The sequence below is a fragment of the Pseudomonas ficuserectae genome (assembly GCF_024584585.1).
GTDB classification, from domain to species: domain Bacteria; phylum Pseudomonadota; class Gammaproteobacteria; order Pseudomonadales; family Pseudomonadaceae; genus Aquipseudomonas; species Aquipseudomonas amygdali.
Map to the genome: position 1 here is coordinate 2,077,219 of NZ_CP085684.1, position 14,166 is coordinate 2,091,384.

General features: G+C 56.8%; 10 protein-coding genes and 3 tRNA genes. 9 read left to right on the forward strand and 4 right to left on the reverse strand.

Features of this window, described 5'->3' with window-relative positions:
• Nucleotides 1–260 precede the first annotated feature (260 nt).
• The 9 genes from LJU29_RS09210 to LJU29_RS09250 all read left to right on the forward strand — a co-directional run bounded on the left by LJU29_RS09210 (nucleotide 261) and on the right by LJU29_RS09250 (nucleotide 9,536).
• A tRNA-Arg gene (locus LJU29_RS09210) sits at nucleotides 261–337 on the forward strand.
• Between the two features lie 51 nt (nucleotides 338–388).
• Nucleotides 389–464: transfer RNA gene (locus LJU29_RS09215), tRNA-His, on the forward strand.
• 56 nt (nucleotides 465–520) lie between these two features.
• Nucleotides 521–605, forward strand: a tRNA-Leu gene (locus tag LJU29_RS09220).
• 382 nt (nucleotides 606–987) lie between these two features.
• On the forward strand, nucleotides 988–2,298 hold the full coding sequence (gene tig / locus LJU29_RS09225; RefSeq protein ID WP_002552733.1) for a trigger factor: 1,311 nt from the start codon (nucleotides 988–990) through the stop codon (nucleotides 2,296–2,298).
• 91 nt (nucleotides 2,299–2,389) lie between these two features.
• On the forward strand, nucleotides 2,390–3,031 hold the full coding sequence (gene clpP / locus LJU29_RS09230) for an ATP-dependent Clp endopeptidase proteolytic subunit ClpP (RefSeq protein ID WP_002552734.1): 642 nt from the start codon (nucleotides 2,390–2,392) through the stop codon (nucleotides 3,029–3,031).
• A 106-nt stretch (nucleotides 3,032–3,137) separates the two neighbouring features.
• Nucleotides 3,138–4,421, forward strand: a complete 1,284-nt coding sequence (clpX, locus tag LJU29_RS09235) for an ATP-dependent Clp protease ATP-binding subunit ClpX (RefSeq protein WP_257112117.1) — start codon at nucleotides 3,138–3,140, stop codon at nucleotides 4,419–4,421.
• A 210-nt stretch (nucleotides 4,422–4,631) separates the two neighbouring features.
• Complete coding sequence (lon, locus tag LJU29_RS09240; protein WP_257112118.1) at nucleotides 4,632–7,028, forward strand: endopeptidase La; 2,397 nt, start codon at nucleotides 4,632–4,634, stop codon at nucleotides 7,026–7,028.
• A gap of 146 nt (nucleotides 7,029–7,174) precedes the next feature.
• Nucleotides 7,175–7,447 (forward strand): HU family DNA-binding protein, encoded by a 273-nt coding sequence (locus tag LJU29_RS09245; RefSeq protein WP_002552737.1) that lies wholly within the window; start codon nucleotides 7,175–7,177, stop codon nucleotides 7,445–7,447.
• 205 nt (nucleotides 7,448–7,652) lie between these two features.
• The gene (locus LJU29_RS09250) at nucleotides 7,653–9,536 is read left to right on the forward strand and encodes a SurA N-terminal domain-containing protein (RefSeq protein ID WP_004667782.1); all 1,884 of its coding nucleotides are present in this window, start codon (nucleotides 7,653–7,655) and stop codon (nucleotides 9,534–9,536) included.
• A gap of 110 nt (nucleotides 9,537–9,646) precedes the next feature.
• Here the strand turns inward: LJU29_RS09250 and fabI are convergent, their stop codons facing one another.
• From fabI to LJU29_RS09270, 4 genes are read right to left on the reverse strand one after another with little or no spacing between them, the layout of a single operon-like run.
• Nucleotides 9,647–10,441, reverse strand: coding sequence for an enoyl-ACP reductase FabI (gene fabI / locus LJU29_RS09255; protein WP_004660733.1), 795 nt, complete (start codon nucleotides 10,439–10,441; stop codon nucleotides 9,647–9,649).
• 18 nt (nucleotides 10,442–10,459) lie between these two features.
• On the reverse strand, nucleotides 10,460–12,070 hold the full coding sequence (locus tag LJU29_RS09260) for an ABC transporter ATP-binding protein (RefSeq protein ID WP_005743883.1): 1,611 nt from the start codon (nucleotides 12,068–12,070) through the stop codon (nucleotides 10,460–10,462).
• A gap of 1 nt (nucleotide 12,071) precedes the next feature.
• Complete coding sequence (locus tag LJU29_RS09265; RefSeq protein ID WP_257112126.1) at nucleotides 12,072–13,091, reverse strand: ABC transporter permease; 1,020 nt, start codon at nucleotides 13,089–13,091, stop codon at nucleotides 12,072–12,074.
• Nucleotide 13,092: 1 nt separating this feature from the next.
• Nucleotides 13,093–14,166, reverse strand: a complete 1,074-nt coding sequence (locus LJU29_RS09270; RefSeq protein WP_005733152.1) for a microcin C ABC transporter permease YejB — start codon at nucleotides 14,164–14,166, stop codon at nucleotides 13,093–13,095.

Below are 14,166 nucleotides of genomic sequence, written 5' to 3' on the forward strand. Positions count from 1 at the left end.
GAGCGCGCATTCTCGCATGACATGGCGCGAGGGCAAAGGCGCATGCATTGGATATTCCGCTAACTCCTTTATCTAGCTGAATTTTTTTCAAAAAAAGGTTGACGACCCCAGGGGCCGTCTATAAGATTCGTCGCACTTGCCGGGCAGAGCCCAGCACTGGTTAAGCTAGCACTGGTTGATTAGGTCAGGCAGAGTTGCAAATCAGCTCGGTGTGATTGAAAGCCTTTTAGTTTGTTATAGCAAGAATACAAATTATATAAGTGCCCGTAGCTCAGCTGGATAGAGCATCCGCCTTCTAAGCGGATGGTCGCAGGTTCGAGTCCTGCCGGGTGCGCCATTCAAGGCAGCTTTGGCACAGCAAGTAAGTTTTATCGTCACGCGCAATATGGTGGGCGTAGCTCAGTTGGTAGAGCACAGGATTGTGACTCCTGCGGTCGTGGGTTCGAACCCCATCGTCCACCCCATATTAAGAAGGGCGCCAGATTCATAGTCTGGCGCCTTTGCTTTAAAAGTCTGAAATGCGGATGTGGTGGAATTGGTAGACACACTGGATTTAGGTTCCAGCGCCGCAAGGTGTGAGAGTTCGAGTCTCTCCGTCCGCACCAGGATAACTGTAGTCGAGTGGTAACGCTTCGGTTGCAAAAGCTACAAAAAGAAAGCCGCCTAGTGCGGCTTTTTTTGTTTTGGCGTATTCGTTCCATCGCCTCGCGGGTCCGGCGGCCCTATTGCCGCCGGTCGAGTGGGGCGTGCTATGTAGATGGATTCGGTCATCGTCCGGCGCAGAGGTTTCCTTATATAGGGGCCGTGCCAGACACGTCGCGAGTGATGCGAGGTGTTTTCCTTTCTCCTCCGGCCGTAGTCCGATTCCTTCTTGTTAACCCGCCCTTTTTCAGTAGGGTGACTTCTTGAGTTTGACCCACTAGAATGCATGCCCTTGATTCTGGGGTCGGAAACGGCCGGCTAACGTCTGTGCAACGAGGAATATCCATGCAAGTTTCTGTTGAAAATACTTCCGCTCTTGAGCGCCGCATGACCATTGGCGTGCCTGCCGAACGCATCGAGACTGAAGTCAACAAGCGTCTGCAGCAGACCGCACGCAAAGCCAAGATCCCGGGCTTCCGCCCAGGCAAGGTGCCTATGAGCGTGATCCGTCAGCGTTATGAAGACGGCGCACGTCAGGAAGCACTGGGCGATCTGATTCAGGCTACTTTCTACGAAGCTGTGGTTGAGCAGAAGCTGAACCCGGCCGGTGCTCCTGCTGTAGAGCCGAAATCTTTCGAAAAAGGCAAAGACCTGGAATACGTGGCTACTTTCGAAGTATTCCCAGAATTCACCGTTGCCGGTTTCGACACCATCGCCGTAGAGCGCCTGTCTGCCGACGTGGCGGACAGCGATCTGGACAACATGCTGGAAGTGCTGCGAAAGCAGAACGTTCGTTTTGAAGTGGCCGACCGTGCTGCCCAGAACGAAGACCAGCTGAACATCGATTTTGTGGGCAAGGTCGACGGCGAAGTGTTCGCTGGCGGTTCTGCTACGGCTACCCAGCTGGTGCTGGGTTCCGGTCGCATGATTCCTGGTTTCGAAGACGGTCTGGTTGGCGCCAAGGCTGGCGAAGAGCGCGTTCTGAACGTGACCTTCCCCGAGGACTATCAGAACCTTGAGCTGGCCGGCAAGGCTGCCGAGTTCACCGTGACCGTCAATACCGTTTCCGAGCCAAAGCTGCCTGAGCTGAACGAAGAGTTCTTCAAGCAGTTCGGTATCAAGGAAACCGGTATTGAAGGCTTCCGCACCGAGGTTCGCAAGAACATGGAGCGTGAGCTGCGTCAGGCGATCAAGTCCAAGGTCAAGAATCAGGTCATGGACGGTCTGCTGGCTGCCAACCCGATCGAAGTGCCTAAAGCGCTGCTGGAAAACGAAGTCAACCGTCTGCGCGTCCAGGCTGTTCAACAGTTCGGCGGCAACATCAAGCCAGACCAGTTGCCGGCTGAGCTGTTCGAAGAGCAGGCCAAGCGTCGCGTCGAGCTGGGTCTGATCGTTGCCGAGGTCGTCAAGCAGTTCGACCTCAAGCCTGATGATGCTCGCGTACGTGAAATGATTCAGGAAATGGCATCCGCCTATCAGGAGCCTGAGCAGGTTGTTGCCTGGTACTACAAGAACGAGCAGCAAATGAACGAGGTACGTTCTGTTGTGCTTGAAGAGCAAGTTGTAGATACTGTTTTGCAGAAAGCTAGCGTGACCGACAAATCGGTCTCCTACGAAGAAGCTGTCAAGCCGGTGGAAGCTCCAAAAGCCGACTGATTTCTCTTTTCGTGCGAAAACACCCACAAGCCAGCCTTCGCGCTGGCTTGTGCGTATTCAAGACTCGACTATTTGGGAGTGAATGCAGGACATGTCCCGCAATTCTTATATTCAGCAGAACTCTGACATCCAGGCCGCTGGCGGCCTGGTCCCGATGGTTATCGAGCAGTCCGCCCGTGGCGAACGCGCCTATGACATCTATTCGCGCCTTCTCAAGGAGCGAGTCATCTTTATGGTTGGTCCGGTAGAGGACTACATGGCCAACCTTATCGCGGCACAACTGCTCTTCCTTGAAGCGGAAAACCCGGACAAGGATATCCATCTCTACATCAACTCGCCGGGCGGTTCGGTGACAGCAGGCATGTCGATCTACGACACCATGCAGTTCATCAAGCCGGACGTTTCGACTATCTGTATCGGTCAGGCTTGCAGCATGGGTGCATTCCTGCTGGCCGGTGGTGCAGAAGGCAAGCGTCATTGCCTGCCCAACTCGCGGATGATGATTCACCAGCCGCTGGGCGGTTTCCAGGGTCAGGCGTCGGATATCGACATCCATGCCAAGGAAATCCTGCACATTCGTCATCGTCTCAACTCGCTACTGGCGCATCACACCGGCCAGAGCCTCGAAACCATCGAGCGCGACACCGAGCGTGACAACTTCATGAGCGCAGAGCGTGCGGCTGAATACGGCCTGATCGACTCCGTGATCAACAAGCGTCAAATGCCTGCCTAAGCGGCTCAAAATGTAGGGGGTCGGCACAACCGACCGCCTGCGGACTTGAAAAAGCCCGCAATAGCCTTCATCTTGTGTTGCAAGCCTACCGGATTGGATCGATCGAATGACTGACACCCGCAACGGCGAGGACAACGGCAAATTGCTCTATTGCTCCTTCTGTGGCAAAAGCCAGCATGAAGTGCGCAAATTGATTGCCGGCCCCTCGGTCTTTATCTGCGACGAGTGCGTCGACCTGTGCAACGACATCATCCGCGAGGAGGTGCAGGAAGCACAGGCCGAAAGCAGCGCGCATAAATTGCCTTCGCCTAAAGAAATCAGCGGCATCCTTGACCAGTATGTCATCGGTCAGGAACGTGCCAAAAAGGTCCTCGCAGTAGCGGTGTACAACCACTACAAGCGTCTGAACCAGCGCGACAAGAAGAATGACGACGTCGAACTGGGCAAGAGCAACATCCTGCTGATCGGCCCTACGGGCTCCGGCAAGACGCTGCTGGCCGAAACACTGGCCCGTCTGCTCAATGTGCCGTTCACCATCGCTGACGCCACCACCCTGACCGAAGCCGGTTATGTGGGTGAGGACGTTGAAAACATTATCCAGAAGCTGTTGCAGAAATGTGATTACGATGTCGAGAAGGCCCAGATGGGCATTGTCTACATCGATGAAATCGACAAGATTTCGCGCAAATCCGACAACCCTTCGATCACTCGTGACGTTTCCGGCGAAGGCGTGCAGCAAGCTTTGCTGAAGCTGATCGAGGGCACCCTGGCTTCCGTTCCTCCGCAAGGTGGTCGCAAGCATCCGCAGCAGGAATTCCTGCAAGTGGACACACGCAACATCCTCTTTATCTGCGGTGGTGCCTTCTCGGGCCTGGAAAAGGTCATTCAGAACCGTTCCACCCGTGGCGGCATCGGCTTCAACGCCGAGGTTCGCAGTAAGGAGGAGGGCAAGAAGGTTGGCGAGTCCCTGCGTGAAGTCGAGCCTGACGATCTGGTCAAGTTCGGTCTGATCCCCGAGTTCGTGGGCCGTCTGCCAGTGCTTGCAACGCTGGACGAGCTGGATGAGGCTGCTTTGATACAGATCCTCACCGAGCCGAAGAATGCGCTGACCAAGCAGTATGCCAAGCTGTTCGAGATGGAAGGCGTGGACCTCGAGTTCCGCACCGACGCGTTGAAGTCGGTTGCCCGTCGCGCGCTGGAGCGCAAGACCGGTGCCCGTGGCTTGCGTTCCATCCTCGAAGGCGTGCTGCTCGACACCATGTACGAAATTCCGTCGCAAAGTGACGTGAGCAAGGTGGTGATCGATGAGAGCGTTATCGATGGTACGTCCAAGCCGCTGCTGATCTACGAAAACAGTGAGCCGCCTGCCAAGGTTGCCCCTGACGCGTAACACACGCAGGTGTATGGGCGTGTGAAGTAATACGGAAGGGGGCCTTTTTGGCCCCCTTTTGCATTTTTCAGCCGTTCATTCGTTTTGTATGAAGAAATTGATCTTGGCGGGTCGTGGCTCTAGAGCTTGTTTTTTTTGGACGCTACCCCCATCTTGGCTTCAAGCTAATTCCATCTGTCCCGGCCAATTGGCCGCCGTAGAGGCGAAATCATGAAGACCACTATTGAATTGCCTCTCTTGCCATTGCGTGATGTCGTGGTTTATCCGCACATGGTTATCCCGCTGTTCGTGGGGCGCGAGAAGTCTATCGAAGCCCTTGAAGTGGCAATGACGGGCGACAAGCAGATTCTGCTGCTGGCGCAAAGAAACCCGGCTGACGACGATCCTGATGAAAAGGCGTTGTACAACGTCGGCACTATTGCCACCGTATTGCAGTTGCTCAAGCTGCCTGATGGCACCGTCAAGGTGCTGGTCGAAGGTGAGCAGCGTGGTTCGGTAGAGCGTTTCATCGAAGTCGATGGCCATTACCGCGCCGACGTCGCGTTGATCGACGAAGTCGATGCGCCGGATCGCGAGTCCGAAGTATTTGTGCGCAGCCTGCTGGCTCAGTTCGAGCAGTATGTGCAGCTTGGCAAGAAAGTCCCCGCAGAAGTCCTCTCGTCGCTCAACAGCATCGATGAGCCCGGTCGCCTGGTTGACACCATGGCAGCGCACATGGCGCTCAAGATCGAGCAGAAGCAGGAAATTCTCGAGATTATCGACCTGTCGGCCCGTGTCGAGCACGTGCTGGCCTTGCTGGATGCCGAAATCGACCTGCTGCAGGTTGAAAAGCGCATTCGCGGTCGTGTGAAAAAACAAATGGAGCGCAGCCAGCGCGAGTACTACCTGAATGAGCAGATGAAGGCCATTCAGAAAGAACTGGGCGATGGCGACGAAGGCCATAACGAAATTGAAGAGCTGAAAAAGCGCATCGACGCTGCCGGGCTGCCCAAGGACGCTCTGACAAAGGCGACTGCCGAGCTGAACAAGCTCAAGCAGATGTCGCCGATGTCGGCCGAGGCGACTGTGGTGCGCTCCTACATCGACTGGCTGGTTCAGGTGCCGTGGAAGGCTCAGAGCAAGGTGCGTCTGGACCTTGCGCGCGCCGAAGCGATCCTGGATGCAGACCATTATGGTCTGGATGAGGTCAAGGAACGCATTCTCGAATACCTCGCCGTGCAAAAGCGCGTGAAGAAGATTCGTGGCCCTGTGCTGTGTCTGGTAGGGCCTCCAGGTGTGGGTAAAACTTCCCTTGCAGAATCTATCGCCAATGCAACCAATCGCAAGTTTGTGCGAATGGCGCTGGGCGGGGTGCGTGACGAGGCTGAAATTCGTGGTCATCGCCGGACGTATATCGGTTCGATGCCAGGAAGATTGATACAAAAGATGACAAAGGTGGGCGTCCGCAACCCGCTGTTCCTGCTTGATGAAATCGACAAGATGGGCAGTGACATGCGCGGCGATCCGGCGTCGGCATTGCTTGAGGTTCTGGACCCCGAGCAGAACCATAACTTCAATGATCACTACCTCGAAGTCGACTACGATCTTTCCGACGTAATGTTCCTGTGCACGTCGAACTCGATGAATATACCGCCAGCCTTGCTGGACCGGATGGAAGTCATTCGCCTGCCGGGTTACACCGAAGACGAAAAGATCAACATCGCCGTCAAATACCTCTCGCCCAAGCAGATTCAGGCCAATGGCTTGAAGAAAGGCGAGATCCAGTTCGACGAGGAAGCAATCCGCGACATCATTCGCTACTACACCCGTGAAGCGGGCGTACGCGGTCTAGAGCGCCAGATTGCCAAGGTTTGCCGCAAGGCGGTCAAAGAACACGCCATGGAAAAACGCTTCTCCGTGCAGGTTACTGCCGAGATGCTCGAACACTTCCTGGGTGTGCGCAAATTCCGCTACGGACTGGCCGAGCAGCAGGATCAGATCGGTCAGGTCACAGGCCTGGCGTGGACTCAGGTGGGCGGTGAATTGCTGACCATCGAGGCTGCGGTTGTATCGGGCAAGGGCCAGTTGATCAAGACCGGTTCGCTGGGTGATGTCATGGTCGAATCCATTACAGCCGCGCAGACCGTGGTGCGCAGTCGTGCCCGTAGTCTGGGCATTCCAGCCGATTTCCACGAGAAACACGACACGCATATCCACATGCCGGAAGGCGCGACGCCCAAGGATGGACCAAGCGCTGGCGTAGGCATGTGTACTGCTCTGGTATCAGCGCTTACACAGATCCCGGTACGTGCCGATGTGGCAATGACGGGCGAGATTACCTTGCGCGGGCAGGTGCTGGCGATTGGTGGTCTGAAGGAAAAACTTCTGGCTGCGCATCGCGGCGGAATCAAGACGGTGATCATTCCGGAAGAAAACGTGCGTGATTTGAAGGAGATTCCTGACAATATCAAGCAGGATCTGCAAATCAAGCCCGTTAAATGGATTGACGAAGTCCTGCAAATTGCGCTGCAATACGCGCCGGAGCCGTTGCCGGACGTGGCTACAGATCTGGTCGCAAAGGAAGAAAAACGCGAGTCTGACTCTAAGGACAGAATTAGCACGCATTAAGACTGGGTAGGCTTCCTTGACAGCTTTTTAGAGCCCTTGTTATAAAGCGGCTCTTTAAAGCAAGCACCAGCAAGCCTTCCAGCGCTCGTTTTGCTTAACACCTAAAACTTAGAAACATACTCAATATAGAGATAAGGGGACTTAGAGTGAACAAGTCGGAACTGATTGATGCTATCGCTGCATCTGCTGATATCCCGAAAGCTGCTGCTGGCCGTGCGCTGGACGCAGTGATCGAATCCGTCACTGGCGCTCTGAAGGCTGGCGACTCGGTTGTTTTGGTTGGCTTTGGTACGTTCTCCGTGACTGATCGTCCTGCTCGCATCGGTCGCAACCCTCAGACTGGTAAGACGCTGGAAATCGCTGCTGCTAAAAAACCAGGTTTCAAAGCTGGTAAAGCCCTCAAAGAAGCTGTCAACTAAGCGTCTCGATGCCTTTGCCCGCTGGGTCGGGTCTGTCCTGATCCAGTAGCGGAGCGGTGGTGCATTCGGTTGCAACACCGAGGGGTTCGAGCCCTATCGCTCCGTCAGTTACGAGAAGGCGCATCCTCGGATGCGCCTTTCTTCTATCCGCTTTCTACCCACGCTCCGCGGTTGGTTAGTCAGTTCAACCGTTTTGGGGGACGCAATGCTGCAGAACATCAGGGACAATTCACAAGGCTGGATTGCCAAGACAATTATCGGAATCATCATCGCTTTGATGGCCTTCACCGGCATCGAGGCGTTGTTTACCGCTACCAGCAATAAGCAGAACGCGGCTGAAGTGAACGGCGAGGACATCTCTCAGAATGAGTTGAGCCAGGCCGTCGACATGCAGCGGCGTCAGTTGGCTCAGCAGCTCGCGCAGCAGTTGGGCAAGGATTTCGATCCTGCGATGCTGGATGAAAAGCTGTTGCGTGAATCAGCCCTCAAAGGCCTGATCGACCGCAAGCTGCTGCTGCAAGGTGCAACGGATGCGAAATTCTCGTTTTCCGACGCGGCACTGGATCAGCAGCTTTTGCAGACGCCTGAGTTTCAGGTCGATGGCAAGTTCAGTGCTGACCGTTTCGATCAGGTCATTCGCCAGCTGGGTTACAGCCGTCTGCAGTTCCGCCAGATGCTTGGCCAGGAAATGCTCATCGGTCAGGTGCGTGCGGGGGTTGCCGGCAGTGCTTTCGTAACCGATGCACAGGTTGACGCTTTTGCCCGTCTGGAAAAGCAGACCCGTGATTTCGCGTCGCTGACCCTGCCCGCCGATACCACGGCGGTCAAAGTGACGGACGACGAAGTCAAGGCTCACTACGACCAGCATGCCAAGGAGTTCATGAGCCCTGAGCAGGTTGTGCTTGATTACATCGAATTGAAGAAGTCGTCTTTCTTCGACAAGGTGCAGGTCAAGGATGAGGACTTGCAGGCGGCTTATCAGAAGGAAATCGCCAATCTGTCCGAACAGCGTCGTGCTGCGCACATCCTGATCGAGGTGAACGACAAACTGAACGACGAGCAGGCCAAGGCGAAGATTGAAGAAATTCAACAGCGTCTGGCCAAGGGTGAAGATTTTGCGGCGCTGGCCAAGGAATATTCGCAGGACCCTGGTTCGTCCAGCAAGGGCGGTGATCTTGGTTACGCAGGCAAGGGTGTCTATGACCCTGCGTTCGAAGACACATTGTATGCCTTGAACAAGGATCAGGTATCGCAGCCTGTGCGTACCGACTTCGGCTGGCACCTGATCAAGTTGCTGGGCGTCGAGGCTCCATCGGTGCCGACCTTCGCCAGTCTGAAAGACAAACTGACCACGGATTTGAAATCGCAGCTGGTCGAGCAGAAATTTGTCGAAGTGACCAAGCAGCTGGAAGATTCTGCGTTTGAATCGTCCGATCTGTCTCAACCGGCACAGGACCTGGGCCTGAAGGTTCAGACCACTGCGCCATTCGGTCGTGAAGGCGGTGAGGGTATTACAGCCAACCGTGCGGTTATCCAGGCTGCCTTCAGCCCGGAAGTGCTGGAAGAAGGCTCCAACAGCAACACGCTGGAGCTGGATCCGGAGACCGTCGTGGTGGTGCGCTCCAAAGAGCATCTGCAACCTCAGCAGTTGCCGCTTGAGAGCGTTGCCAGCTCGATTCGCACTCAACTGGTCAAGGAGCACGCCACGGCCGCTGCCAAGGCCAAGGGCGAGGCTCTGCTGGCCGGGCTGCGTGATGGCAAGATCCCGCTGGCTGCGAAGCAGGATGGACGTGACTGGAAATCGATGGAAGCAGTCACTCGCAGTCAGGAAGGCGTTGATCCTCAAGTACTGCAGACGCTGTTCCGCATGCCCAAGCCTGATGGCAAGGGCAAGCCGGAATTCGCCAGCATTACTGCAGCCGATGGCAGCTTCGTGATTGTGCGCCTCAATGGCGTGAATCAGGCTGCTGCGCCGACTGACGCGGAAAAGGCGCAATACCGTCGCTTCCTCGCGTCGCGTGCGGGTCAGCAGGATTTCGCTGCGTACCGTGCACAGCTGGAAAGCAAGGCGAAGATCGAGAAGTTCTAAGCTCGAAACCCGCACAAAAAAGAAGGCCGCTCACTGAGCGGCCTTCTTTTTGAGTGCAGGAAAGTTGCCTGCCGGAAAAATGCCGCTCGCGAGGAGCGGCGCTTGCCGTCTTACTCTTCCATGCTGCCCATCGCGGTGGTGTTGAAACCGCCGTCGACGTACATGATCTCACCACTGATGCCCGACGCCAGGTCAGAGCACAGGAACGCACCGGCATTGCCGACTTCGTCGATGGTCACGTTGCGGCGCAAAGGAGTCTGCGCCTCGTTGGCAGCCAGCATTTTGCGGAAGTTCTTGATACCCGAAGCCGCCAGTGTGCGGATCGGGCCGGCCGATACAGCATTGACGCGAGTACCTTCCGGGCCGAGGCTGCCGGCCAGGTAACGAACGCCGGCTTCCAGGCTGGCCTTGGCCATGCCCATGACGTTGTAGTTGGGCATGGTGCGCTCTGCGCCCAGGTAAGACAGGGTCAGCAGGCTGCCATTGCGGCCCTTCATCATTTCGCGACCAGCCTTGGCCAGGGCCACGAAGCTGTAGGCGCTGATGTCATGAGCGATGCGGAAACCTTCGCGAGTGGTAGCGTCGGTGAAGTCGCCGTCGAGCTGGTCACCCGGAGCAAAGCCGACCGAGTGAACGATCACGTCCAGGCCGTCCCACTTCTTGCTCAGCTCTTCAAAGACCTTGGTGATCTCTTCGTCGCTGGCTACATCGCAAGGGAAGCACAGCTCAGGACCTGAGCCCCAGCCTGCGGCGAACTCTTCGACACGGCCCTTGAGCTTGTCGTTCTGGTAGGTGAAAGCAAGCTCTGCACCTTCACGATGCATGGCGGCAGCAATGCCGGATGCGATGGACAGTTTACTGGCGACACCGACGATCAGGACGCGCTTACCGGCGAGAAAACCCATGTGTTGTTCCTCTTCAGGTTAATCGACAGCTACCGGCGCCAAAAAGGCGGCTTCCAGCAGCTGCTGTGTATAAGGATGTTGCGGTGCGGCGAAGATGTCCTGCGCTGCACCCTGTTCGACCACTTGGCCTTGCTTGACCACCATCAGCTGGTGGCTTAGCGCTTTGACGACAGCCAGGTCATGGCTGATGAACAAATACGTCAGATTGTACTTGGCTTGCAGCGAGCGAAGCAGCTCGACGACCTGACGCTGTACGGTCCGGTCGAGGGCTGACGTCGGCTCGTCCAGCAAGATAAGCGCCGGTTTCAATACCAGCGCACGTGCAATGGCGATCCTCTGCCGTTGGCCACCGGAGAACTCGTGAGGGTAGCGGTGCCGGGTATCCGGATCCAGGCCAACCTCCCTGAGTGCTTCGATGATCGCCGTCTGTTGCTCGGCGGCCGTGCCCATGCCATGGATTCGCAAGCCTTCGCCAACGATTTCACCCACTGACATACGCGGGCTCAAACTACCAAACGGGTCCTGGAACACCACCTGCATCTGCCTGCGCAGCGGACGGATCTGCTGTTGCGACAGAGATTCTAGCGCGTTGCCCTTGAAACGTATGGTGCCCTGGCTGCCGATCAGCCGAAGAATCGCCAGCCCCAGCGTCGATTTGCCCGACCCGCTTTCACCCACGATGCCCAGTGTTTGCCCTTGCGGCAGGCTGAAGCGTATGCCGTCCACCGCCTTGACGTGGTCGACCGTGCGCTTGAGCAGGCCCTTTTTGATCGGGAACCAGACTTTCAGGTCCTCGACTTCAAGCAGCGGGGCGCCGGCCGGGTTGGTCGAAGGACCGCCGCTGGGCTCTGCGCTGAGCAACACTTTGGTGTAAGGGTGTTGCGGCGAACGGAACAATTCTTCGCACGATGCCTGTTCGACGATGCAACCGCGCTGCATGACACATACTCGGTTGGCTATTTGCCTTACCACGTTCAAATCGTGGCTGATAAGCAGCAATGCCATGCCCAGACGAGCCTGCAGTTGCTTGAGCAATTCAAGAATTTTCAGCTGTACCGTGACGTCCAGTGCAGTAGTCGGTTCGTCGGCAATCAGCAGCTCCGGCTCGTTGGCCAGTGCCATCGCTATCATTACACGCTGGCGTTGGCCGCCTGACAGCTCGTGTGGCAAGGCTTTGAGCCGTTTGTGTGGCTCTGGGATGCCTACCAGCTCAAGAAGCTCCAGCGTGCGTTTGGTGGCGTCCTTGCCGGTCAGGCCCTTGTGCAGGCCCAGTACCTCGTTGATTTGTTTTTCGACCGAGTGCAGCGGGTTCAGCGAGGTCATCGGTTCCTGGAAGATCATGGCGATACGGTTGCCACGGATCGAGCGCAGCTTTTTCTCTTCCACTTTCAGCAGGTCTTCACCGCCGTAGCGGACAGTGCCGCTCGGATGACTGGCAATGGGGTAGGGCAGCAGGCGCAGGATCGAATGCGCTGTAACTGATTTGCCCGAGCCGCTTTCGCCGACCAGTGCGAGGGTTTCACCCCGACGGATGTCAAAACTGATGTTCTCGACCACCCGTTGCCGTGAGTCGCCCGTCACGAACTCGACCGCCAGATCGCGGATTTCGATCAGATTGTCATTGCTCATCTTATTTCCTTGGGTCGAAAGCATCGCGGGCGGATTCGCCGATGAACACCAGCAGGCTCAGCATAATGGCCAGCACAGCGAACGCGCTGATGCCCAGCCAGGGTGCCTGCAGGTTGGATTTGCCCTGCGCTACCAGTTCGCCCAGCGAAGGTGATCCGGCGGGCAGGCCGAAGCCCAGGAAGTCCAGTGCAGTCAAGGTGCCGATGGCCCCGGTGAGGATGAACGGCATGAAGGTCATGGTCGATACCATGGCGTTGGGCAGGATATGGCGGAACATGATCGCGCCGTTCTCCATGCCCAGCGCTCGCGCGGCTCTTACATATTCCAGATTCCGGCCACGCAGGAACTCGGCACGCACCACGTCTACCAGATTCATCCAGGAGAACAGCAGCATGATGCCCAGCAGCCACCAGAAGTTGGGTTGCACGAAGCTGGCGAGAATGATCAACAGATACAGCACGGGCAGGCCCGACCACACTTCCAGAAAACGCTGGCCCAGCAGGTCGACCCAGCCGCCATAGAAACCCTGCAGGGCACCGGCGATGACGCCGATGATCGAGCTGAGGATGGTCAGGGTCAGGGCGAACAGCACGGAAATTCTGAAGCCGTAGATCACTCGTGCCAATACATCACGGCCCTGATCGTCGGTGCCCAGCAGGTTTTCCCGGGACGGTGGCGCAGGGGCGGGGACTTTCAGGTCGTAGTTGATGCTCTGGTAACTGAACGGGATGGGCGCCCACAGGGTCCAGCCATCCTTCGCCGCGAGCAATTCCTTGATGTACGGGCTCTTGTAATTGGCTTCCAGCGGGAATTCGCCGCCGAAGGTGGTTTCCGGGTAACGCTCCAGCACCGGGAAGTACCAGTGACCGTCGTAGCGCACGGCGAGCGGTTTATCGTTGGCGATCAGTTCGGCGCCCAGGCTCAGGCCGAACAGGATGAGGAACAGCCACAGTGACCACCAGCCGCGTCGGTTGGCTTTGAAGCGTTCGAGGCGACGGCGATTGAGAGGAGACAGCTTCATATCAATGCTTCCTGCTTTCGAAGTCGATGCGCGGGTCTACCAGGGTGTAGGTGATGTCGCCGATCAGCTTCACCACCAACCCCAGCAGGGTGAAGATGAACAGGGTGCCGAACACCACCGGGTAGTCGCGGTTGATAGCGGCTTCAAAGCTCATCAGGCCCAGGCCGTCCAGCGAGAAGATCACTTCCACCAGCAGTGATCCGGTAAAGAAAATGCCGATGAACGCCGACGGGAAGCCGGCAATCACCAACAGCATCGCGTTGCGAAACACATGGCCGTAGAGCACCTTGTGGTTGCTCAGGCCCTTGGCTTTGGCGGTGGTGACATATTGCTTGCTGATTTCATCGAGAAAGCTGTTCTTGGTCAGCAGGGTCATGGTGGCGAAGTTGCCGATCACCAGCGCGGTGACCGGCAGCACCAGATGCCAGAAGTAGTCGAAGATCTTGCCCAGGGTGCTCAGTTCGTCATAGTTGTTCGAAGTCAGCCCGCGCAGCGGGAACCAGTTGAAGTAGCTGCCACCGGCAAACACCACGATCAGCAGAATCGCGAACAGAAACGCCGGGATGGCGTAGCCGACGATGATCGCCGAGCTGGTCCACACGTCGAACTGACTGCCGTGGCGAGTGGCTTTGGCGATCCCCAGCGGAATCGACACCAGGTACATGATCAGCGTGCTCCATAACCCCAGAGAGATGGAGACCGGCATCTTCTCGACGATCAGGTCGATCACCTTGGCATCGCGAAAGAAGCTGTCGCCGAAATCCAGCGTGGCGTAGTTCTTGATCATGATCCACAGGCGTTCCGGTGCCGATTTATCGAAACCGTACATGCGTTCGATTTCTTTGATCAGTGCCGGGTCCAGGCCCTGCGCGCCACGGTAGTTGGAGCCCGCCACCGATACCTCGGCACCGCCACCCGCAATTCGGCTGGTAGCGCCATCGAAGCCTTCGATCTTGGCGATCATCTGCTCGACCGGTCCACCGGGTGCGGCCTGAATGATGACGAAGTTGATGATCAGAATGCCGAGCAGGGTAGGGATGATCAGCAGTAGCCGTCGCAGAATATAAGCCAGCAT

What these genes read in the sequence shown, in the direction of transcription:
- tig (WP_002552733.1), top strand. Translation starts at nt 988, where the DNA reads ATGCAAGTTTCTGTTGAAAATACTTCCGCTCTTGAGCGCCGCATGACC.
- clpP (WP_002552734.1), top strand. Translation starts at nt 2,390, where the DNA reads ATGTCCCGCAATTCTTATATTCAGCAGAACTCTGACATCCAGGCCGCT.
- clpX (WP_257112117.1), top strand. Translation starts at nt 3,138, where the DNA reads ATGACTGACACCCGCAACGGCGAGGACAACGGCAAATTGCTCTATTGC.
- lon (WP_257112118.1), top strand. Translation starts at nt 4,632, where the DNA reads ATGAAGACCACTATTGAATTGCCTCTCTTGCCATTGCGTGATGTCGTG.
- LJU29_RS09250 (WP_004667782.1), top strand. Translation starts at nt 7,653, where the DNA reads ATGCTGCAGAACATCAGGGACAATTCACAAGGCTGGATTGCCAAGACA.
- fabI (WP_004660733.1), bottom strand. Translation starts at nt 10,441, where the DNA reads ATGGGTTTTCTCGCCGGTAAGCGCGTCCTGATCGTCGGTGTCGCCAGT.
- LJU29_RS09260 (WP_005743883.1), bottom strand. Translation starts at nt 12,070, where the DNA reads ATGAGCAATGACAATCTGATCGAAATCCGCGATCTGGCGGTCGAGTTC.
- LJU29_RS09265 (WP_257112126.1), bottom strand. Translation starts at nt 13,091, where the DNA reads ATGAAGCTGTCTCCTCTCAATCGCCGTCGCCTCGAACGCTTCAAAGCC.
- LJU29_RS09270 (WP_005733152.1), bottom strand. Translation starts at nt 14,166, where the DNA reads ATGCTGGCTTATATTCTGCGACGGCTACTGCTGATCATCCCTACCCTG.